Source organism: Clostridium sp. N3C (assembly GCF_900095445.1).
Taxonomy (GTDB): Bacteria; Bacillota; Clostridia; order Clostridiales; family Clostridiaceae; genus Clostridium_AU.
On the sequence record NZ_FMJL01000005.1, the window covers coordinates 56889 to 78089 of the forward strand.

23 protein-coding genes and 1 other annotated feature are annotated in these 21201 nt (G+C 29.5%); of the genes, 14 read left to right on the plus strand and 9 right to left on the minus strand.

Annotated elements, in window-relative coordinates; genetic code table 11:
• Nucleotides 1–36: 36 nt before the first annotated feature.
• Together N3C_RS03400 and N3C_RS03405 are read left to right on the plus strand one after the other, a co-directional pair.
• Complete coding sequence (locus N3C_RS03400; RefSeq protein ID WP_074364672.1) at nucleotides 37–954, plus strand: DUF6414 family protein; 918 nt, start codon at nucleotides 37–39, stop codon at nucleotides 952–954.
• Between the two features lie 100 nt (nucleotides 955–1054).
• Complete coding sequence (locus N3C_RS03405; protein ID WP_074364673.1) at nucleotides 1055–1465, plus strand: CBS domain-containing protein; 411 nt, start codon at nucleotides 1055–1057, stop codon at nucleotides 1463–1465.
• 58 nt (nucleotides 1466–1523) lie between these two features.
• Here N3C_RS03405 and N3C_RS03410 read toward each other — a convergent pair whose 3' ends face one another.
• Together N3C_RS03410 and N3C_RS03415 are read right to left on the minus strand one after the other, a co-directional pair.
• The gene (locus N3C_RS03410; RefSeq protein ID WP_074364674.1) at nucleotides 1524–2489 is read right to left on the minus strand and encodes a polyprenyl synthetase family protein; all 966 of its coding nucleotides are present in this window, start codon (nucleotides 2487–2489) and stop codon (nucleotides 1524–1526) included.
• A gap of 118 nt (nucleotides 2490–2607) precedes the next feature.
• A complete protein-coding gene (locus N3C_RS03415) occupies nucleotides 2608–4551 on the minus strand; it encodes an FAD-dependent oxidoreductase (protein ID WP_074364675.1) in 1944 nt (647 codons plus the stop codon).
• A gap of 345 nt (nucleotides 4552–4896) precedes the next feature.
• Here N3C_RS03415 and N3C_RS03420 point away from each other — a divergent pair, with 345 nt between their 5' ends.
• Complete coding sequence (locus N3C_RS03420; RefSeq protein ID WP_074364676.1) at nucleotides 4897–5106, plus strand: hypothetical protein; 210 nt, start codon at nucleotides 4897–4899, stop codon at nucleotides 5104–5106.
• A 24-nt stretch (nucleotides 5107–5130) separates the two neighbouring features.
• Here the strand turns inward: N3C_RS03420 and N3C_RS03425 are convergent, their stop codons facing one another.
• Both N3C_RS03425 and N3C_RS03430 read right to left on the minus strand, forming a co-directional pair.
• Nucleotides 5131–5682: a PH domain-containing protein gene (locus tag N3C_RS03425; protein ID WP_074364677.1), complete on the minus strand. Its 552-nt coding sequence runs from the start codon at nucleotides 5680–5682 to the stop codon at nucleotides 5131–5133.
• Between the two features lie 439 nt (nucleotides 5683–6121).
• A complete protein-coding gene (locus N3C_RS03430; protein WP_074364678.1) occupies nucleotides 6122–6646 on the minus strand; it encodes a 2'-5' RNA ligase family protein in 525 nt (174 codons plus the stop codon).
• 104 nt (nucleotides 6647–6750) lie between these two features.
• On the opposite strand from N3C_RS03430, the gene N3C_RS14950 reads away from it, so the two are divergent.
• A complete protein-coding gene (locus tag N3C_RS14950; RefSeq protein WP_178377757.1) occupies nucleotides 6751–6915 on the plus strand; it encodes a hypothetical protein in 165 nt (54 codons plus the stop codon).
• 18 nt (nucleotides 6916–6933) lie between these two features.
• Entirely contained in the window at nucleotides 6934–7068 is a 135-nt protein-coding gene (locus tag N3C_RS15380; RefSeq protein WP_278281005.1) for a hypothetical protein, read from the plus strand.
• 54 nt (nucleotides 7069–7122) lie between these two features.
• Here the strand turns inward: N3C_RS15380 and N3C_RS03435 are convergent, their stop codons facing one another.
• On the minus strand, nucleotides 7123–8463 hold the full coding sequence (locus tag N3C_RS03435) for a class 1 isoprenoid biosynthesis enzyme (protein ID WP_074364679.1): 1341 nt from the start codon (nucleotides 8461–8463) through the stop codon (nucleotides 7123–7125).
• Nucleotides 8464–8763: 300 nt separating this feature from the next.
• Between N3C_RS03435 and N3C_RS03440 the strand changes: the two genes are divergently transcribed.
• The 4 genes from N3C_RS03440 (at nucleotide 8764) to N3C_RS03455 (ending at nucleotide 13245) form a co-directional block, all read left to right on the plus strand.
• Nucleotides 8764–9711 (plus strand): L-lactate dehydrogenase, encoded by a 948-nt coding sequence (locus N3C_RS03440; RefSeq protein ID WP_074364680.1) that lies wholly within the window; start codon nucleotides 8764–8766, stop codon nucleotides 9709–9711.
• A gap of 73 nt (nucleotides 9712–9784) precedes the next feature.
• Nucleotides 9785–9986 (plus strand) — a binding site (T-box leader).
• Nucleotides 9987–10039: 53 nt separating this feature from the next.
• Entirely contained in the window at nucleotides 10040–11728 is a 1689-nt protein-coding gene (argS, locus tag N3C_RS03445) for an arginine--tRNA ligase (protein WP_074364681.1), read from the plus strand.
• 109 nt (nucleotides 11729–11837) lie between these two features.
• Nucleotides 11838–12566, plus strand: coding sequence for an HAD-IB family hydrolase (locus N3C_RS03450; protein WP_074364682.1), 729 nt, complete (start codon nucleotides 11838–11840; stop codon nucleotides 12564–12566).
• 13 nt (nucleotides 12567–12579) lie between these two features.
• Nucleotides 12580–13245, plus strand: a complete 666-nt coding sequence (locus N3C_RS03455) for a ribonuclease H-like domain-containing protein (RefSeq protein ID WP_074364683.1) — start codon at nucleotides 12580–12582, stop codon at nucleotides 13243–13245.
• 32 nt (nucleotides 13246–13277) lie between these two features.
• Here the strand turns inward: N3C_RS03455 and gltX are convergent, their stop codons facing one another.
• A complete protein-coding gene (gene gltX / locus N3C_RS03460; protein WP_178377758.1) occupies nucleotides 13278–14741 on the minus strand; it encodes a glutamate--tRNA ligase in 1464 nt (487 codons plus the stop codon).
• Nucleotides 14742–15043: 302 nt separating this feature from the next.
• Between gltX and N3C_RS03465 the strand changes: the two genes are divergently transcribed.
• The 3 genes from N3C_RS03465 (at nucleotide 15044) to N3C_RS03475 (ending at nucleotide 17357) form a co-directional block, all read left to right on the plus strand.
• The gene (locus tag N3C_RS03465) at nucleotides 15044–15871 is read left to right on the plus strand and encodes a transporter substrate-binding domain-containing protein (RefSeq protein WP_074364685.1); all 828 of its coding nucleotides are present in this window, start codon (nucleotides 15044–15046) and stop codon (nucleotides 15869–15871) included.
• 75 nt (nucleotides 15872–15946) lie between these two features.
• Nucleotides 15947–16642, plus strand: a complete 696-nt coding sequence (locus N3C_RS03470; protein WP_074364686.1) for an amino acid ABC transporter permease — start codon at nucleotides 15947–15949, stop codon at nucleotides 16640–16642.
• Nucleotides 16635–17357: an amino acid ABC transporter ATP-binding protein gene (locus N3C_RS03475; protein ID WP_074364687.1), complete on the plus strand. Its 723-nt coding sequence runs from the start codon at nucleotides 16635–16637 to the stop codon at nucleotides 17355–17357. The genes N3C_RS03470 and N3C_RS03475 overlap by 8 nt, the downstream gene beginning before the upstream one ends.
• A gap of 25 nt (nucleotides 17358–17382) precedes the next feature.
• Here the strand turns inward: N3C_RS03475 and N3C_RS03480 are convergent, their stop codons facing one another.
• Together N3C_RS03480 and N3C_RS03485 are read right to left on the minus strand one after the other, a co-directional pair.
• Nucleotides 17383–18246 carry a ComEC/Rec2 family competence protein gene (locus tag N3C_RS03480; RefSeq protein ID WP_242944034.1) on the minus strand — a complete coding sequence of 288 codons (864 nt, stop codon included), beginning with the start codon at nucleotides 18244–18246 and terminating at the stop codon, nucleotides 17383–17385.
• Between the two features lie 132 nt (nucleotides 18247–18378).
• Nucleotides 18379–18588: a DUF378 domain-containing protein gene (locus tag N3C_RS03485; protein ID WP_074364689.1), complete on the minus strand. Its 210-nt coding sequence runs from the start codon at nucleotides 18586–18588 to the stop codon at nucleotides 18379–18381.
• 226 nt (nucleotides 18589–18814) lie between these two features.
• Between N3C_RS03485 and N3C_RS03490 the strand changes: the two genes are divergently transcribed.
• On the plus strand, nucleotides 18815–20086 hold the full coding sequence (locus tag N3C_RS03490) for a helix-turn-helix domain-containing protein (RefSeq protein ID WP_074364690.1): 1272 nt from the start codon (nucleotides 18815–18817) through the stop codon (nucleotides 20084–20086).
• A 91-nt stretch (nucleotides 20087–20177) separates the two neighbouring features.
• Here N3C_RS03490 and N3C_RS03495 read toward each other — a convergent pair whose 3' ends face one another.
• Nucleotides 20178–20645, minus strand: coding sequence for an Lrp/AsnC ligand binding domain-containing protein (locus tag N3C_RS03495; RefSeq protein ID WP_074364691.1), 468 nt, complete (start codon nucleotides 20643–20645; stop codon nucleotides 20178–20180).
• Nucleotides 20646–20850: 205 nt separating this feature from the next.
• Between N3C_RS03495 and N3C_RS03500 the strand changes: the two genes are divergently transcribed.
• Complete coding sequence (locus N3C_RS03500; protein WP_074364692.1) at nucleotides 20851–21177, plus strand: hypothetical protein; 327 nt, start codon at nucleotides 20851–20853, stop codon at nucleotides 21175–21177.
• The last annotated feature ends 24 nt before the right edge of the window (nucleotides 21178–21201 follow it).

The window sequence follows — 21201 nt, forward strand, 5'->3', positions numbered from 1 at the left end:
ATTACGAGAAAATATAAAGTGATACGGGGTTTAGATATGCCTGAAAATAAAGCTATAATTCCTTTATACTTAAATACTGATATGCTTAACAATCTTTTTACCATCGTAATACAAGAGTTTGTTGAAATAAAAAGTTTTAGTGCAAAGGATATATTAAATGCTCAAATAAGAACACCTATTAGTGAATTTTCCCACGATTTATTTGGTAGACATATGCAAGGGGATCTTACTATTCAGATTCAGAATGAATTTATAAAACAAAGAACAGAGGAGAGGGTATCTGCAACCATTGTAATTTTAAAAAAACTAAAAGACATATTAGCTAGGGAAAATTTATTAAAGTTCATAGATAATAATTATTCCTCTAATAATATTCAGGTTAATGATTATGTTGAATTCTATTGTAAACTTAAAAGAAATCCCTATGTTGAAAATATGATAAATGCTATAAATCTTCTAGAAATTGAAGGAGCAATAAATGAAAACAAAAATGAGGTTACTGTAGATGAAATTGCTGAAGAAAATACTAATATTTCTAATATAAAAAGAGAGGAGCTACTAAACTATTTAAAGAAAAGTTTAACTTCCCACCAAAAGGAAAGATGTATAAGATATATTGCTACTGGAGTAAATAATTCTTTAAAGGCAATAGTACCCTTAAAATTAGGGAGTTTGCTAGACCATGAAGATTATATGCTAACTGGTAATGTTAGGATATTGGGTAAGGTAGTACAATCCATGATAGATAATAAGGAAAGTTCTGAATCAAATTATCTTAAAGAAGAAGATATACAGTTTTATTCAAATGATGCTTTTTTTGATAATTTAGATTTTGAACTGCTTCAGAAAAAAACTTGCCCTTTATTAAAAAATAAACCTAAGCTTAGAAAATTTAATATTGGAAAGGATATTAGGCCTAAATTTGAAATTCTACCAATTGCTATTTATATTTAATGTTTTATTAGCTAATTATAAATTAATTTATTGTCTCCCTTAAATGTGATAAAATAAATATGAATGTTGCAAATAAATCAAATGAAAGAAAGGAATGCTTATGAACATTGCATTTTTTCTAACACCTAAAAGCGATGTAGTATGGGAAGACTTTAACTCAACAATGAGGCAAGCTATGGAAAAAATGGAGTACCATAGTTACACCGCAATACCTTTACTTGATGGAAAAGGTAGATATGTCGGCACTCTTACTGAGGGAGACCTTTTATGGATGTTAAAAAACAACCCAGATCTAACTTTTAATAATTTAAACAAAATTAAAATTTCAGAAATAAAAAGACATATGAATAACAAGCCTGTAACAATTAATTCAGATATAGAAAGTTTGATTTCTTTAGCTGTAAATCAGAATTTTGTACCTGTAGTGGACGACCATGGAACATTTATTGGCATAATTAAAAGAAGTGATATAATAAATTACTGTTATGAAAAATTTATTAATGAGAGGTAGACAATAAGAAATTTAAAAAGGGGATTATGATTAAATCATAATCCCTTAGATTTTTCTTTTAAAAGGTTCTCGTTAATAGTTTATTGGTTACATTAACTAAAGTATCTTTATTATGACCTTCTGGTAGTGTATTTATAAGTTTAAAAGCCTTATCTGTATATGACTGAGCAAGCTTTTCTGCTTTTCTTAAGTAACCTTCATCCTTTAAAGTATTAACAATACTATTTATATCTTCATCAGAAAGTTTTTCTTTAGATAAAAGATTTTCTATTTTATAATTTTTATCCTGCAAAGCATAGATAATGGGTAGGGTATAAATACCTTGTTTAAGATCATTGCACACCGGCTTGCCTACAACAGCTTCAGTGCCCTTAAAATCCAACAAATCATCGATGATTTGGAAAGCCATACCTATGTTATGTCCAATATTTTGTAGCTTTTTTGTAAGCTTTTTATTACATTTACCTTCCACAGCACCGGCATAAAAACTCAATGAGATTAACTCGGCAGTTTTATAGGATATCCTTCTTAGATATTCCTTAATGTTTACTTCTTTTTTGAATTTAGCTTGATACTGTTCGATTTCACCTAAGCAAATTCTTGATAGGGACAGAGTATCTACTTCTATGCTTTTTGCTGAACTACATTTTGCTAATAAATTAAAGCAAATACAAAATAAATAATCACCTACGTAAACTGCGAAATTCTTTCCATATTTATGTTGAATAGTTTCTTTTCCTCGTCTTAATTTAGACTCATCTATTACATCATCATGGACTAAAGTAGCCATATGAAACATTTCCATAACCGCTGCAATAGTGTAAATATCTTGACTTTGTTCATTACCAAAGCTATGAGCTATTAGAACAAAGGCCGGTCTTAAAAACTTTCCTCCTGAATTTAATAAATCTTTTAGTGCATTTTCCATAAGTTTATTTCTTGATTTAAGATTATTATTTATTACCTTATTAACTTCTACTAACTCTTTTGACAATTGAGTAAACTCACTCCAAAAATTGTTCATTGAATCACCCTTTTTAATATCTTTACCGAAATAAATTATAATATTCTTTGCAATATTATTAAGGGCACTGATTTACTTATTCATAAATCAGTGCCTTAAAAATTAAGTTTTTTATTTGCTATTTATCATAAATAGGCTTTCTTTTTCCTACCCAGAAGTTGCTAAAGAGATCTTTAAGCCATGGCATAACAAAATAATCTAAACCTAAAGCTTTACCGGCACCGGCCATTAGGGCAATAGCTCCAAAGAAATACCATAATATGTCCCATCCAGCCATACCAGAAAGTATAAAGTTAACAACCATAAAGGCAGAGGCGGCGCTAGCTAGCCATGTGAATAAACCGGCAATAAGGAGTAAACCCATACCTATTTCTGCAACAACCACAAATCTTTGGAACCATACCGCAATATCTGCATTAGGCATAAATATTTCCATGATTTTCTTGTAGAAGTTTGGCATACTCATTATTGGATCAGGCCAAGAACTTGAAGCTGCTTCTGCAGCACCGGATTGAGAAGCTGAAGCTACTGCGTCTGCCACTGAAGTAGTTTCTGTTACAGTCTGAGAAGCAGAAGAGACCGCATCACTTACAGAACCGGATTCAGCACTCTTATATAACCAATCAAAAGGCATTTTAACATTACCTTTTTTAATCCAACTGTCTTTACCGATACCGGATGTAAGTTTCTTTAATCCATTGGCTTTTTCCCAATTTTCTTCACCAACTAATTTTTCTAATCCTTCTAAAAGCCAAAGTATTCCAATATAAACTCTTAAGCATATTAACCATAATACGTTAGATTTAGCAGATAAATGTCCTCCTACAAAAGAACGTCTATCTTTCATATTAAAGAATTCATGGCTTAAATATTTAAACATTAAATAGAATCCGCCAGCACCCCATAGATAATGAAGGTTTACTAAATGCTTCATTAACATAGCAAAGAAACCAGAAAGCTTAATGCCGCTTAAGTTAGCTACAGCATAGTGACTTCCTACTGAAACCATGAAACCATGATAATTAGATTTAAAAGGTTTCTTTTCTTTATTTTCAATATCAGCAATAATGTTATGAGCTGCTGTTTCTGAAGTCTGTAAAGCAGCTTCAACTATTTGAGGTAGGTTTTTAGATTCTCCTTCTTCTACAAAGGCGCAATCACCAACTACATAAATATTTTCTTTGTCTAATGCCTGCATATATTCATTAGCAATTAATCTACCTCTATTATTTAAGGATAATCCTAAATTAGAATTGAAGGAATTACCTTGAACACCACAAGTCCAAACAAGAGTATTTGTAGATATTTTAGTACCATCTTTTAATGTTATGCTATCTTCTGAAACACTTACAATAGGTGCATTTGTAAGTATTTCTACACCTTTTTTGTTTAAGTATTTTTCAGTTTTTCTAGCACCTTTTTCATCAAGGATATTTAGTATTCGGCCCATAGCTTCAACTACTAATAGCCTTACTTCAGACTCATATACATTATATTCTTTTGCTAATTTCTTTTTCCATTCTACAAGTTCTCCAATTAACTCGATACCTGTAAAACCAGCTCCAGCTACAACAAAAGTAAGCATTGCTTGTCTTTTCTTAGCGTTTCGTTCCATGGAAGCTTTTCTAAACATGTTTTCAATATGTTTTCTAATTTTTATTGCATCTTTCATGGACCATAGAGTGAATCCGTGTTCCTTTACACCAGGTACACCGAAAAATGCAGGTTCGCTACCAGTGCCTAGTATTAGATAATCATATTGATATTCTGCAAAATCGGTAATGAGCTTCTGGCTATCTACATCAATTTTTTGAACTTCCTCTGTTACTATGTTAACTTTAGATCTATGAAAAATCTTTCTTAAATCAACTTGAACAGATTCTGGTTCTACTCTTCCTCCGGCAACCTCATGAAGTTCAGTCATAAGGGTGTGATAGGGAAGTTTGTCTATAAGTGTGATTTTAACACTGTCGTTTTTCTTGAACTTTTTGCTGAGTATCTTTGCAGAATGTACCCCAGCGTACCCAGCGCCAAGAATTACTATATTTGTAGTTTTGTTCATTGTTCCACCTCTCCAATCGCATACTTCAGATATATTTTATAATTAAATTTAAAATTTGTCCATATTATATTGTTAATTTTTAAACTATAGCCTAGAATTTATTAACATAAGTCGAAAAATGTAGTATTAATAACTGAATATCATAGGTAGATTTATTTATTTAAGTTCTTTTTAACAGTATTTACTTTTTTATATTTTTGTATGTATCAAGGTATTAGCCTTGTTAATTAATATTTCTTTGTTAAATTACAGTTTAATAAATAGTGACCAAAAAACCTTACTAAGAATATGATATATTAAGTCTTTTAGAAATTTTTATACTTAAGTTAAAAAGGAGGTATATATATGAGTAAACGTCATAAAAAAGATTGTTGTTGTTGTGATCCATGCTGCGATCCTTGTTGTGATCCATGCTGTACTCCATTTTCATCAGGTTATGGCGGATTCTATGGAAATTATGGATATGGCGGCGGTTTAGGATGCGGAAGTTGGATATGGATAATTATATTAATAGCCTTAGCTTTCTGTTTCTGGAAACCAAAAAATTATTGTTAAAAAAAGAGGCGATTGCCTCTTTCTTTAAATGAGTTTATTTTTTTGCATAAAAGGATTCGCTATACAAGGTATTTCTATATGCCTTAATTGTGAATCAACAGCTGTATTGGCTACATATTCTATGTATAAGGTTCCAGTGTTAAACATTCTTTGAAATAGTCCTTGTTCAATATTTACATTAATTATTTCATTATATTTATTTTCATCTATATTTTTAATAATGAAAAAGGAATAGGATGTATCAATGATTTTATTGTTTTCATAATCAATTACTACATTTCTCGGAATATGATAGAAAAGACTTATAGTTTTTATAATTGCAGAAATAATGAGTATATAGACAATTATAACAACTAAATTAATCACAGCTAATATTATAACTACAGAAAGATCATCGAAATTTATCAAGTATTCCAAAAAGCTACTACTTATATTATGTTTTTTATATAAACTATTCTTATATATTTTACAGACAATATTTATAAGAACATTTACCATAATTATTAATATATTTCTTACTAAATCACCGGATATACCAGCAAAAGAGCCTTTGATTGAATGTTTATTTGCTTTCATATAAAAATCTCTCCTTTGTTATTCATATACCTTAGTTTAATATAATAAAATCAAAAACAATTTAAAACGTTAACAAATAATCTTTTTTAAAAATCCTGTCTACTATATAATAACATAGTATTAATTTAACTGGCAATTTAAAAAATCAATACGAAAAAGATAAAGATAAAGCATTAAATTTTTTCAATAATAAAATCAACTTTAAGGATATTTTATATTATATGTGACATAATAATAATACAAGGTGGATTTAGTCAGCGTTAATATTCCTGTTTATGAAAGCTAATGCTTATGCATACAGAATTCTCGCTACTTTAAATTAGTATTTAGATACAGATTTAAAGTTTAATTGTGAGCAATGGTGCTGATTAAATTCACCTTTTGGAGAGAGGGGCCTTAAAGGTATTTCCCTCTCTTTTATTCTTGTTAAAAATTCTCTTTACTGCAGTTTATAACCTTTCTCTACAACCCAGCCTTCTTTATCTAAACGCATTATAGTTATATTGTCAAAACTGCAATTAAAGCTGTAAGGAAATTTATTTACATAAAACCATATATCATTATAGGTATCCTTAGTAAGCTTTGACACAATAGTACAGTGAAATTTATGTTTTTTCGATTCATTTTTCTTCCATTCAATGCCTGGAATAGTTCTTAATAAGTTTTTGTATTCTTCGCAATTTTTTATAGTATCAAGGGAAGGTTTAATGTCCATATAAATCACTCTATCATCAAAGTGGTTATAACCACTCATTATAAAAGATGATGCTTTATGAGAAAGGCAAAAACTTTCTGTTACCTTTTCTATTTCTGAAAGGTCTTTGCATTCAAAGGGAGCTTTTAGAGTGAAATGAGATTGTAGTCTTTGACGCTTTACTTTAAAACGATGACATACTTCTTCTACTAATTGATGATGGAATTCTTTAACTTCACCGTTTATTAAACATACAATTACATATAGCATTTTTACTCTCCTTTCTTTTTGTATTATTACGTATATTCAGTAAATTTATTATAGGATAAAAAAATATATAAGGGGCATTTTATGAATAAGGGGAGGTTGATAAAATGGGAAAAAATAAAAGTATTATGGATAAAAAAAGTAGTATTATTGCGGCAAAGGACTTTGATAGTTTAAATTCTAGAACCGGTTATAAAGATACAGGCAATGATGCACAAGTTCATGCAAAAGCAAGAGCCATTAGAAACAATGATAACGGATCACATTATTAAACCAAAGGAGGAATATTAATGAAAGCATATAAAAGAGAAAAGCATAAAAAAGCCGGTAAACATGATGGTATTAAACCTGCAGAAGAAAAAGAAATAGGTTCACCTAAAACACCTCCAAGATTTGAAAATCATAAAGGTGTTCCAATGGAATAAGATAGAAATATTAATAACAATTCTGCCAGGAGCAGAATTGTTATTAATATGATGTTATAGTTTGGATATTGAACTTGTGTTATCTTCTAATAGTATATCAAAAACCTTTTTAGCATTAATATTTTTAAGTTTCTTAATGGAAGACCATTTAGCATTTAATTTTGAATTAAAATTTCTCATATATGTTGGTGAAAAGGGATAATAAATTTTAATATTATCTGTAAAGTTTTTATCATAATAAGCTGTAATTCTACTTATTGAAAAGAACATTAGCAAATAGCAATTTACACTGAGAACTTTTTCAATATTATTTATATATTGAGATTTTTCGATAGGTAAAAGCTCAATAACAAGTTTTATAAAATTCAACAATTTTACAGTAGCCTTTGTTAGGGATTGATGCTTAAGGGAGTATGTAAATAAAGTTGTACTTCCTAACTTTTTGTCTTGCTTTACATCCTGTAAATCATCAATAAGCTGTAATAGGATACCAAGGCCAAAGGATCCAATAATTTCTTCTAAGGTAAGTGTTCCTTTAATAAGATAGGCATCTGTAAGAACTGATAAGCCACCTTTTATAAAAGATAGTCGAATTATATCTTCTAAATCTATATTGTCAGTGTTTTCGTATTGCTTTAAACTGTCTATTTGAGAAGAATTAATAGCTTGTAAACTTTGATATAGGCAATAAAAATATCTTCTTGGGTAACTTTCTTCAATTAATTCTACCAATCTAAAGATCTTATCTTCATAAAAGTTATGGGGAATTAGCTTATGTCCCTTTAATCTATCCATTAATCTATTGCTTCGTTCCTTTTTTTCCAAACTACTAGTTTCCCTATTATCCATGAGATTATCAGTATAGGGATAAAGTAGACTATAAGAAAATATAGGATAAGTTAATTCTACATCCAACCCCACAATAGACTGTAGTAAATTCATTGTCCATACATTTCTTAAAGCTTGAAAAATATCAGCTGCAGTTACAGATGAATCAAATTTTTTTGCTTTATCAATAAAGTTATAGGCACAGGATAGAAAATCAAATGGATAATTGTTGCTAATAGGTTCTTTAAATATAAGACTACTATTAAAGTATCCATAAAAAATTGATTTAAATTTATCTCCAGCCAAGCAGTCATTGCCCTTATTTAAAGATTTAAGTGTAATTACAATGTTATTTAGTAATTCATCTATCTTTTTTTCATTTCTTTTCTTATCCTCAGTGTTATAAATGGTAAAGTGAAAATCCTCTAAATTATCACTACAGTTATACCAAAGATCTCTATAAAAGATAAATAAAGCTTCAATAAGAAAACTAAATATTTTACTGTTTTTAGTTTTTTTTATGTCTTCATATAAGTTTATAAAGATTTTTTGCATATCTATTTTCATATATGACAGCCCCTTAAATATAATCTATGAAAAAATCCTTCTTAAAAGTTTAACAAGTTAATATTTTATATATAGTTATATTATTTTATATACTCTTTATTTGCAATAATAATAATTTATTTACAGAAATCTACTTATTATTTTCTGTAATAATATTAAGTTTCCATATTCTTTGATTTTGCATAAGTATCATATCTTTTAGGAATACTTTGACATATATATAGGAATACTTTGACATATACAGTTGATAATTAATTTCTAATGATATATAATATTAACAAAGAATAGGAGGGAGATTATATGAGAACTGGAAGTGCAAAAATTACTATAATAGGAGCAGGATTTGTTGGATCCACTACTGCTTTTGCAATTATGAACTCGGGATTGGCTTCAGAAATAGTAATAGTGGATATAAATAAAGAAAAGGCAGAAGGAGAAGCTATGGATTTATCTCATGGTGTATCTTTTGTTAGTCCTGTTAATATAATTGCAGGAGATTATAGCCAAAGTGCTAATTCAGATATTGTAATTATTACTGCTGGTGCAAATCAAAAGCCAGGAGAAACTAGAATAGATCTAGTAGATAGAAACATTAAAGTTTTTAAAGGTATTATACCAGAAGTGGTTAAGTATAGCCCTAATGCCATTCTTTTAGTAGTATCTAATCCAGTGGATATTTTAACATATATAACATATAAACTTTCTGGATTCCCTAAGGAGAGAGTAATTGGTTCTGGAACAGTATTAGATACTTCTAGATTAAGATATATGTTGAGTAAGCATTTTGATGTAGATGCAAGAAATATTCACACTTACATAATGGGAGAACATGGTGATTCTGAAATTGCTACTTGGAGTTTAACAAATATTGCAGGAATGAATGTGGATGAATACTGCAGTCAAATTTGCCATAGTTGTGATGGTAGCTTTAAGCATCAAATACATGAAGAAGTAAAAAATGCAGCCTACAATGTTATTGATAGAAAAGGTGCTACATATTACGCTGTAGCTTTAGCTATACGTAGAATAGTAGAAGCAATTCTAGGAGATGAAAATTCAATATTAACTGTTTCTACCTTGTTAGAGGGACAATTTGGTGTTGATGGATTATTTTTAGGCGTTCCAGCTATCGTAGGTAAAGATGGAGTGAAGAAAATATTAGAGGTTCCATTAAACCAAGAAGAATTATCTAATTTCCAAAAATCCGCCAATAGTTTAAAAGAAATTTTCAATAATTTCGACATATAATTGTCATAAAAATAACAAGAATATTGACATTAGCTTATCTTCATTATATAATTTATAAAAAAATTAAGATAAGGTAAATTCATTGAAGAGGAGAGTAGTTTACTAGATTTCTAAAGCGAGTGGGGGATGGTGTAAGCCCCATAGAATATAGTAAATGAAGAGAGCCTTGGAGAAACACCCGAAAAAGTAGGGCAGTCGTTTGCTGCGTTAAAGCTTGGAGTGGACTACATATGTAGTCAAATGGAGTGGTACCGCGGAATTAACCCGTCTCTATGTCATAATAGAGGTGGGTTTTTTAATTATAAAAATTAATGAAGGAGCTGATACTTTGGATTATAAAAAGATAATAGCTGAGAACCTAAAAGAACATATAGATATGGATTTAGTTTCCTTAGAGAAGTTTATAGAGATACCACCAAAACCAGAAATGGGAGATTATGCCTTTCCTTGCTTTCAATTAGCAAAAGTCTTTAGAAAAGCACCTAATATGATTGCTGAGGAATTGAAGACTAAGCTCAATATAGAAGGCTTTGAAAAGATAGAAACAGTAGGACCATATATAAACTTTTTTGTAGATAAATCAGTTTTTATTAAAAATACAATTGAGAAAGTATTGAAAGAAAAGGACTTTTACGGTAGTTCAGATGTTGGAAAGGGAAAGACTATAGTAGTAGAGTATTCATCACCTAATATAGCTAAGCCTTTCCATGTAGGACACTTATTCACTACAGCTATCGGAAATTCTTTGTATAAAATATTATCCTTTGCAGGTTACGATTGTGTAAGGGTAAATCATTTAGGAGACTGGGGAACTCAGTTTGGAAAATTGATTGCTGCTTATAAGAAGGGATGGGCAGATGAGCAAAAGCTACAAGAGGATCCAATTAATGAACTCTTAAGAATTTATGTTAAGTTCCATGATGAAGCAGAAAAGCACCCTGAGTATGAAGATGAGGCGAGAATGTACTTTAAGCGATTGGAAGACGGTGCTGAAGAAGAAGTTAGCCTTTGGAATAAGTTTAAGGACTTAAGCTTAAAAGAGTTTGATAAAATATATAAGATGTTAAATGTAGAATTTGACTCTTATGCTGGTGAAAGTTTCTATAGTGATAAAATGGATGCAGTAGTAGAAGAGATAGAAAGTAAAGGTTTATTAGTTGAAAGTAATGGTGCAAAGGTTGTTATGCTTGATGAATATAATATGCCACCTTGTATTATAAAGAAAGCGGATGGAGCTACTATATATGCTACAAGAGATTTAGCCGCTGCCATATATAGAAAGAAAACTTATGATTTTTATAAAAACATTTATGTAGTAGGTACTCCTCAAGCCTTACATTTTAAACAAGTATTCACAACTCTAAAATTGATGGGATACGATTGGGCAGATGATTGTGTTCATGTAGGATTTGGTTTAGTAAAATTTGCAGATAAGAAGCTTTCTACAAGAAAAGGTGATGTAGTATTCCTAGAGGATTTACTAAATGAAGCTATAGAGAAGACTATGGAAATAATGAAGGATAGGGAACTGGAAAATAAGGAAGAAGTAGCAAAGAAGATTGGTATCGGAGCTGTAATTTTTACTTATTTAAAAAATCACAGAGAAAGAGATATTGTTTTTGATTGGAAAGAGATGTTGAGCTTTGATGGAGAAACAGGTCCTTATGTTCAATATACTTATGCTCGTGGTAATAGTGTTCTTAGAAAGGTAGAGGCTATACCTGAGCAGGCAGATTATTCTAAATTGATAACTCAAGATGAGTATGAATTGGTTAAATTAATTTCAAATTTCCAAAATGCTATTTTTCTTAGCATAGAAAGAAACGAACCTTCTGTAGTTACCCGTTATATAATCGATGTAGCTAAAGCTTTTAATAAATTTTACAACTTGCATAGCATATTAAATATAGAGGATGAAGAGTTAAAGAAAGCAAGAATAAAATTAGTTCAGGCTACTTGTCAAGTAATTAAAAATGGTTTAGCTCTATTAGGTATAGATGTGGTAGAAAAGATGTAAAAATAAAGCTGACTGTAAGCCAGCTTTATTTTTATATACTCTAATATTTAGTTTTAAAAAAATAGTTATTAGACTATAATAAAATAAAGAAAAATATAAGGAGGATCCTATGGGTAATTGTGCTGCATTTTTCGATATTGATGGAACCCTTTATAGAGAAGGGCTTATAGCAGAAATATTTAAGAAATTAGTTAAGTCTGAAATTATAAAACCTGAAAAATGGTATAATGAAGTAAGACCTGAATATCAGCGTTGGGATAAAAGACAGGGAAATTATGATGACTATTTATTAAAAGTAGCAGACATATATACGGAAGCAGTTAAGGGATTGCATAAATCACAAATCGATTTTATTGCAAAAAGAGTTGTAGAGCAGAAGGGAGATAGAGTTTACACCTTCACACGGGATAGAATCAAATGGCATAAGAAGCAGGGACATAAGGTTATCACTATTTCTGGAAGTCCTTTAGAATTAGTAAGAGAAATGTCTGTGAAACATGGTTTTGATGATTATTTAGGGGCAGAATATATAATAGATAAAAACAATCTATATACCGGTGAAGTTATACCTATGTGGGATAGTAAAAGCAAGAGCAAGGCTATAGATTATTTTACAGAAAAGTACAATTTAGATTTGGACCAATGCTATGCTTATGGTGATACTTCTGGGGATTTTTCTATGTTTAAAAAGGTTAAATACCCTATATGTGTTAACCCTACAAGAGAGTTGCTAAAGAAAGTTTTAGATGATGAGGTAATTAAAGAAAAAATACAAATTATAGTAGAGCGAAAAGATGTGATTTATAGTCTAACATCAAAGGATATTCGTTTGTTATAGAAAGAGTGATAAGGTGATAGTTAGAGAAAATATAATCGATGTAAAGAATATTACAGTAACAGATAAACTAGAAAGTGAGGGTTATGAAGATATATTAGATAGGGCAATTTTTTTTGATTTGGAGCATTATGTATATAAAAAGCCTATATGTATTGGTGTTTTTGGAGCCTGTTATTATGATTCTGCCAAGCAAGTTTTAAAAGTAACACAATATATGATTGAAAATAAGATGGATGCCCCGGTTATAGTAAAAATGGCCAAGGATTATTTTCAAAAGGCATATAATGATGGAAAAATTAATATAGTTACTTTTTCCGGCAATAATGACTTTACGGTAATTAATTATTTATTACACAGGTATAAAGTGTCTTTTAACTTTGATAATTTTATTAAGGTAGATATACAAGATATTTATAAAGAAACTACTGGAATATGCACAGGACTTAAAACTATAGAAAAGCAATTTAATATTGTCCGTGAAAATAGGCCAATAAGCGGGGCAAATTTAGCAAAAACCTTTAGTAAAATTATGAAAGATAAAGATTATATAAATAGAATGCCCAAAGAAAAAATTCAAACTATTTTATTATACAATGAGCAAGATGTGGTTAGTTTATTTGAGATCTTGGCAAGTTGGAATTCTTCTATTAAAAAATTCAAAGAAGAAAACACATACTAAATACTGTTATAAAGTATTTAGTATGTGTTTTTTTATTGGTTATTTACCTTTTTTAACTTTTCTATACCAACTTTAATTCTATTCAAAGTTTCTTCTTTTCCTAGAATTTCAGCAAGTTCAAAGGCTCCTCCTGGTGATGATTGTTTACCAGATAAAGCGGTTCTTACAGGCCATAGTACTTGGCTGTTTTTAACTTCCATTTCCTTAACTAAATTCATTAAGGTATTTTCAATATCGCTAAATGTCCAAGACTGAAGAAGAGATAGCTTTTCATAAGCTTTTTCTAATGCTAATAAAGAATTTTCTTCATTAGTCTTCATTTTCTTATGGACATAGAGTTCTACCCCATATTCAGGAAGTTTATCAAAAAAGTCCACTTTTTCAGGAATTTCACTTAATACTTCAACTCTTGATTGTAGTAATGCAGATATTTTCTTTAAGTCGATGGAAGAATTGTTAATAGATTCTCTATAGTAAGGTAGAGCTTTCTCGTGGAATTCTTCTAAAGATAACTTTTTAATATATTCACCATTCATCCATTTTAACTTTACAGTATCGAAAATAGCAGGCGACTTATTTATATTTTTATAGTCAAAGATTTCAACTAACTGCTCTAAACTGAATATTTCTTCATTTGTTCCTGGGTTCCATCCTAATAAAGCAATATAATTTAATACCGCATCTTTTAAATATCCCTTTTCTAGCAAATCCTCAAAGGAAGCATCTCCATTTCTCTTAGATAATTTTTGGTGTGCATCCTTCATTATAGGAGGGCAGTGTACATAAATAGGAATATCCCAACCAAATGCTTCATAAAGACGATTATATTTTGGTGATGAAGATAGATATTCACTGCCTCTAACTACATGGGTTATTCCCATTAAATGATCATCGATTACGTTAGCAAAATTATAAGTAGGTAAACCATCAGATTTTATTAATATCATGTCTTCTAAGTCTGAATTATCTACTTCAATTTTTCCGTATATTACATCGTCAAAACTGGTAGTCCCTTCAGTAGGATTGTTTTGTCTTATTACGTAAGGTACACCCTCCGCTAATTTTTTATTAATTTCTTCTTGAGAAAGATGGAGGCAATGCTTATCATATTTTACAGCTCCCTTTGTATCTTCAGCATTGGCCTTTAAAGAATCCAATCTTTCTTTATCACAGAAGCAATAGTAAGCCTCACCTTTTTCTATAAGCTCTTTAGCATATTTTAAATATATATCTTTCCTTTGACTTTGTACATAAGGTCCAAATTCCCCACCAACATCCGGACCTTCATCGTGTTTTAAGCCAGTTAGTTGGAGAGTTTTATAAATTACGTCTACAGCGCCTTCCACATATCTTTCCTGGTCCGTATCTTCAATTCTAAGAATAAAATCTCCACCTTCATGCTTAGCGATTAAATAAGCATAAAGGGCAGTTCTTAAATTTCCTACATGCATATATCCTGTAGGACTAGGTGCAAATCTAGTTCTTACTTTTTTTATTGACATTTTTTTCACTCCCAATATATATAATAAGAAACTCCATTTAAAGGAGCGGTATAATACTTCCTAATAGCCTACCTTAAATATTATCTTAACGGGAGATTAAAGTCAATATTAGCTATTTTTTTATCAGCATAACTATTCATACAGGAATGCATAAAAATACATATCGAAAAAAGTATACTTTATAAGAATTTACATTAAAATTATATAAAACTTAAATTTACATTAAATAAGCATTGCATATTTATTAGTGTGGTTGTATAATATTTCGCATAAGGGGAAAAGGAGTGGTAATATAAATGAATAAAAATCATATGAAAAAGATATTTTCGACAATAATTCTATCAACGGTTTTATTGTCTGTGGGATGTGCTAAGAAAAATGGTACTGCCAACAACGGTACCAATGATGGAGAAAATAAAAAGAAGCTCATTGTAGCTACAAGTGCAGACTATCCACCATATGAATTTCATGCTAATATAGATGGAGAAGACACTATAGTTGGATTTGATATTTCAATAGCTAAAGAGATTGCAAAGGATATGGATGCTGAACTTGAAATAAAGGATATGGATTTTGATGGTCTTTTAGCTACTTTATCATCTGACAAGGCTGATATGGTTATTGCTGGTATGACTCCAACTGAAGAAAGAAAGGAAAATGCAGATTTTTCAAAAATATATTATACTGCAACTCATGGTATAGTAATGAAGAAGGAAAACTCAGGAAAGGTTAAATCAATTGAAGACTTAAATGGAAAGGTAGTTGGAGTACAACAAGGTTCTATTCAAGCAGATATGGCAAAGGAAAAGATTACTGATGCTAAAGAAATAAAACTGGTTGCAAAAATTACTGATCTAGTGCTTATGTTAAAAACAGGTAAAGTAGATGCTATTATTATGGAAAAACCGGTAGCTGAATCATATGTTAAATCAAATAGTGATATAGCATTAACTTCTGCAGAAGTAACAGATGAAACTGGAGGTTCAGCTATTGCCTTTAAAAAAGGCAATACTGAGTTAGTTGAGCAGGCAAATAAAACCATTGATAGATTAATATCAGAAGGTAAAATAGATCAATTCTTAACTGAAGCAAATGAGCTAGCTGAAGAGCAAAAGGATCAATAGAAAATTATCTGCAATATGGACTCCTGACATACATAGGTCAGGAGTTTGTTATGTAAAAATGAAAGGATGGTCATATTGGATTTTTTAGAATTTATAGTAAAATATTATCCTTATTATCTAGAAGGGGCAAAAAACACTATTTTAATTGCTTTATTTACAGTTATTTTAGGAACAGTAGTAGGTACTCTTTTAGCTCTTATGAGATTATCTAAGAATTTTATTTTAAAAGCTATTTCAGCTACATATATTGAGTTTATTCGTGGAACTCCAGTTTATGTGCAAATATTAATTATTTACTTTGGACTTTCACAAATTGGTATAGAATTTCCTAAAGCTGAGTGGCTAGATCCGGTTATTGGCATGAATTTTTCTGATTTTATGTCCTGCGTTATAACCTTATCTATTAATAGTGCTGCATATGTAGCAGAGATAGTTAGGGCTGGTATTCAAGCGGTTGATAAAGGACAGATGGAAGCTGCTAGATCTTTAGGTATGAGCAAATCTTTAGCAATGAAGCAAATAATTTTACCTCAAGCAATAAAAAATATTCTACCTGCTTTAGGCAATGAATTTGTAACTGTTATAAAAGAATCTTCTATAGTTGCTGTAATAGGAATTGCGGATTTAATGTTCAAAGCAAAAATAATATCTGGTAAAAATGCAATGCCTTTTATGCCTTATATAGTTGTTGCTATTGTATATTTTATTTTAACCTTCACTTTATCAAAACTTATGGGATTGCTTGAAAGGAGGATGAAGAACAGTGATTAAAATTACTAATTTAGAAAAGCATTTTGGTAAACTACAAGTACTAAAGGGTGTTAATTGTCACATTAAAAAGGGAGAAGTTGTGGTAGTTATTGGACCTAGTGGTTCCGGTAAAAGTACCTTTTTAAGATGTATGAATTTATTAGAGGTGCCTACAGGAGGTACAATTGAATTTGAAGGAGAAGTAATTACAGATAAGAAGATTAATATAGATAGATTAAGACAAAAAATGGGAATGGTTTTTCAGCAATTTAATTTGTTTCCTCATAAGACTGTTCTTCAAAATATCACTCTTGCTCCAATGAAAGTAAAGGGACTAAGCAAGGAGGAAGCAGAGAATATAGCCTTTAAATTGCTTAAGAAGATAGGTTTAGAGGATAAGGCTACTGCTTACCCAAATCAATTATCTGGTGGTCAAAAGCAAAGAATAGCTATAGCTAGGGCTTTAGCTATGGAGCCAGATGTAATGCTCTTTGATGAGCCCACTTCTGCTTTAGATCCAGAAATGGTAGGAGAAGTTTTAAATGTTATGAAAGAATTGGCTGCTGAAGGTATGACTATGGTAGTAGTTACACATGAAATGGGCTTTGCTAAAGAGGTAGGAGATAGAGTTATTTTCATGGATCAAGGAAACATATTGGAGGAAGGAACCCCTATAGATATTTTTGAAAATCCTAAAAATCAAAGAACTATAGAATTTTTAAGTAAAGTTCTTTAAAATGTAGTAAAAGACTAGGCTAAGCCTAGTCTTTTACTATGTTAAATCCATCACTTCTAATAGTTATATTTCCATCTATGTCTGTTCTAAAATACTTTATATTTAAGTTATCTAATTTATCAATGGTTTCCTTATGAGGATGACCGTATTTATTATTTTTACCACAGGATATTATAGCGTAATCTGGATCTACCTTTTTTAGAAAAGCTGTGCTTGTAGATGATTTGCTTCCATGATGTCCAAGTTTTATTATATTAGCTTCCAGCGTATGTGAATCTTTCAATAACTGTCTTTCAACTTCTGTTTCACAATCTGCCATAAAAATTGCAGAGATCTCTTTAAAATTTATTTTTGCAACTAAAGACAAATTATTATCATTATCCCCACCATATTCAATTGGAGTTAAAAATGTCAAATTGGATTCTTCACCTAAATCTAATTTCATATCCTTATAAGGAACATTAATTTTTAAATTCTTATTTTTAAGTTCTTTTATCATGCTGTTAAAAGCTTCTGTGTTTTTTATAACCTTGGGTGCATATAAAATTTTAACCTTAAAATTTCTTAATACTTCATCCATACCACCAATATGGTCTTCATCAGGATGTGTTGCAATTATATAATCTATACTTTTTATATTTATTTCTTTTAAATAGCTTATCAAATTTCTTGCAGAAGAATTAGGACCTGCATCAATAAGAATATTATAACCATGTAACTCTATTAAGGTTGCATCTCCTTGACCTACATCTATAAAATGGATTTTCAGTACCTTTTCATCCTTGAAGGAGTTATTTATATCAAAGGTATCCTTTGCGGAAGAATTGCATGAAGTTAGATAAATAAGGAGGAACATGATTATTGATAAAATAGTTATGAATTTCTTCACAGTAAGCGACCTTTCCATAATATGATTATATAATCAGTTTATCACATATGGTAATATCCTTAAAGACTTTGATAATAAGAAATTGATATTGAACAAAAAAATAAAACCTCCTTTTAAGGAGGTTTTATTATGTTATACTTCTCTGGAACTGCCTCTATCTCTTGCAAAGAAGGATATGGCGTAAAGTCCTGCAAGACCAATTAAAGCATAGATTATTCTACTAAGTCCAGACATATCACCAAATAGTGAAGCAACTAAATCAAATTGAAAAAGTCCTATAAGGCCCCAATTAATTGCCCCAATTATGACTAGTAAAAGAGCGACTGCATCTAATGCTTTCATTATAAACCTCTCCTTTATAATTACTTTCTGAAATTATTTTTTACAAATTAAAAAAAAATATGTGTTTAAATCAATAAATATTTCATCATAAATGGTGAATTTTTTAACTATCTTTACAAAGTATAATGAATTTTGATAATATTTTATTGTTTTATCTGAAGATATTGTAGTAAAATATAATAGATTACAAACTTGATGGGTTAATTTATGGGGGGGATTTGATATTATGAGTAACTGTAATAGCAGCGTTATTAAAAAGTATCGTAAATTGTTAAATATTTCGCAAAAAGAAGCTGCTTGTGGAAGACTTTCCCATAGTATGATTAGTTTAATAGAAAGCGGTAAAGCACAGTTAACAACAGTAACTGCAATGATTCTTTCTGATAATTTCAACAAAATTGCTGCAGAAAAGGGTATAGAATTAAATTTAACACTTAAAGATTTATTAGTTCAAGAGGAAAAGGATTATGAAAATGAGTTCAAAAAGGATCTTATGTCCTTAGAGGAGAGAGGAGCAACTAATGCAGAATACGATAAGCTTCTTGAAAAGGCTAAACAACACAATTGTTTTGAGGTTATGGGGGAAATCGAAAAATTAAAAGGTAGCAATTTTGAATTAAAGGACAACTTAAGTGAAGCTATAGAATCATATAATAAAGCTTATGAATACTTTAAACTAATAAAAAATCAAAAGAGTGAAGTGGAAGTTCTTCTTTTATTAGTAAAATTATATAACGATCTTAACCAATTTGATAAGGCAGAAAACTATTTGAATAAAATTAAACCTGAGAAAATTAATAAAAGTTTTGCTAATACATTTTTATTTCAATACAATATTGAGCTATTAAAAATTTTAGTTAACACTAATAGAAATGAAGAAGGATTAAAAATTATAGAAGTTTTATCTAAAAGTAGAAAGTTTACAAGTGCCCAAAAGAAGAAGTTTTTATTATTTAAAGGTATTATATACATAGATCAAAAAAACTATTCTGGCGCTGTGAGGGTTTTAAAACCTATAGCGCATACTAGTGGCACAATGCATTATCTAATATATCATAAGCTAGCTATTGCATATTTTCTTACCGGTTCCATTAATGAAGGTTTAAATTGTATTAATCAATGTATTAACTATTTATCTACAAATTCTAATGAAAAGAATACGAAAATTATTATAAAACTTGCAGAGGAATTCAATAAGTACGGTATTGATAAATACTCCACAAAGTACTTTGATTACGCATTAGAAAATTGTGAATTATATGGTCAGAAGGATTATAAACTAATATGCTATAAATCACTTTTTAATATATTTTATAAAAGGGATGAATTAGACTTATTTCAAAAATATGCTGTACAAATAGAAAAATATTTACTAGATAGAAAAGGAAAGAGTGACAACTTAACTGAATATGTATTGCTAATAGTAAAATATTGCTTAAAAACTTCAAAAGAGGTTATGTTAGAGAGATTTATAGATACTTTAGAAAAATTACTATAAAAAAGAGCTACCTTTTATGGTGAGTGACCTAGAAAAGTTGAACTTTTAAGGTCACTCAAGGATTGCTCTATTTATATGGAAATAATTATAATTAAAATTGAATATTTCTATCTATAGGTTGAGACAAAGAAATCCATGTATCGGTTCTTTCAATACCATCAATTACATGGATTTTATTTAGTAACAAGTCTTGAAGATGGGATATACTCTTACAAATTACTTTTATAAAAATAGAATATTCTCCAGTAGTATAATGTAATTCTACAATCTCTTTTATTTTTTTCATTTCCTCCACTACATTAGAAAAAGAAGAGGATTTATCTAGGTATATTCCAACAAAACAGCAAACATCATAACCGAGTTTGGAAGTATTTATTAATAATTTTGTCCCTTTAATTATGCCCATATCCTCCATTTTTTTCATTCTAACGTGAATAGTTCCGCCGCTAACATGGCACATTCGGGCAATTTCTAAATAGGGAGTTCTAGAGTCATTTATTAGAATTTCAAGTATTTGATAGTCTAGTTCATCTAATTGTGGATTTGATGTTAAATTCATATAATCACCTCATCTGATATGTATTAACTTAATTATATCAGAAATTAATAATAATTTGATAAATATTTTATATTTTTTTACGAAATTAATTATTAATACAATAGTTTATCTCATATTTATAAATAATAATTTACATAAATACTATTTTGCTATAAAATAATATTATTATGTATACAATAATTGAAAAGGGGGGAGAAATTCGAATATGGTTTGGAAAATCTTATTGCTAATATTACTGAGCTTATTTACAGTGATTACATTCAACCTTTTATATATATTTGTATTAGATAAGCTTCGCATAAACAAGTGGATTGTTTTAGTATTAGGTGTTCTTTTAATTGGTTTTTCAACCTTTTTAATGGGAACAAAATTACATATAATACTTAAGCTTTTAGCTATCGTTATATCTGTAATGCCTTTTATGTGGTTCTATAATATTGTTAATAAAGAAAAGTACGAGAAAAAGACTAATCCTAAAATCAAGATTAAACCTAAGGCTAAGCCAAATAGAGTTAAAAGCACAAAAAAATAGAAAGAGTGGTAGGTACTCTTTCTA

Bases quoted from the DNA above. Each gene is read 5' to 3' on its own strand.
- N3C_RS03420 (WP_074364676.1), top strand. From the start codon at position 4,897: ATGAGTAAACGTCATAAAAAAGATTGTTGTTGTTGTGATCCATGCTGC.
- N3C_RS03400 (WP_074364672.1), top strand. From the start codon at position 37: ATGCCTGAAAATAAAGCTATAATTCCTTTATACTTAAATACTGATATG.
- N3C_RS03500 (WP_074364692.1), top strand. From the start codon at position 20,851: ATGGTTTGGAAAATCTTATTGCTAATATTACTGAGCTTATTTACAGTG.
- N3C_RS14950 (WP_178377757.1), top strand. From the start codon at position 6,751: ATGGGAAAAAATAAAAGTATTATGGATAAAAAAAGTAGTATTATTGCG.
- N3C_RS03450 (WP_074364682.1), top strand. From the start codon at position 11,838: ATGGGTAATTGTGCTGCATTTTTCGATATTGATGGAACCCTTTATAGA.
- N3C_RS03405 (WP_074364673.1), top strand. From the start codon at position 1,055: ATGAACATTGCATTTTTTCTAACACCTAAAAGCGATGTAGTATGGGAA.
- N3C_RS03430 (WP_074364678.1), bottom strand. From the start codon at position 6,646: ATGCTATATGTAATTGTATGTTTAATAAACGGTGAAGTTAAAGAATTC.
- N3C_RS03425 (WP_074364677.1), bottom strand. From the start codon at position 5,682: ATGAAAGCAAATAAACATTCAATCAAAGGCTCTTTTGCTGGTATATCC.
- N3C_RS03465 (WP_074364685.1), top strand. From the start codon at position 15,044: ATGAATAAAAATCATATGAAAAAGATATTTTCGACAATAATTCTATCA.
- N3C_RS03495 (WP_074364691.1), bottom strand. From the start codon at position 20,645: ATGAATTTAACATCAAATCCACAATTAGATGAACTAGACTATCAAATA.
- N3C_RS03435 (WP_074364679.1), bottom strand. From the start codon at position 8,463: ATGAAAATAGATATGCAAAAAATCTTTATAAACTTATATGAAGACATA.
- N3C_RS03485 (WP_074364689.1), bottom strand. From the start codon at position 18,588: ATGAAAGCATTAGATGCAGTCGCTCTTTTACTAGTCATAATTGGGGCA.
- N3C_RS03490 (WP_074364690.1), top strand. From the start codon at position 18,815: ATGAGTAACTGTAATAGCAGCGTTATTAAAAAGTATCGTAAATTGTTA.
- N3C_RS15380 (WP_278281005.1), top strand. From the start codon at position 6,934: ATGAAAGCATATAAAAGAGAAAAGCATAAAAAAGCCGGTAAACATGAT.
- N3C_RS03415 (WP_074364675.1), bottom strand. From the start codon at position 4,551: ATGAACAAAACTACAAATATAGTAATTCTTGGCGCTGGGTACGCTGGG.
- N3C_RS03440 (WP_074364680.1), top strand. From the start codon at position 8,764: ATGAGAACTGGAAGTGCAAAAATTACTATAATAGGAGCAGGATTTGTT.
- N3C_RS03410 (WP_074364674.1), bottom strand. From the start codon at position 2,489: ATGAACAATTTTTGGAGTGAGTTTACTCAATTGTCAAAAGAGTTAGTA.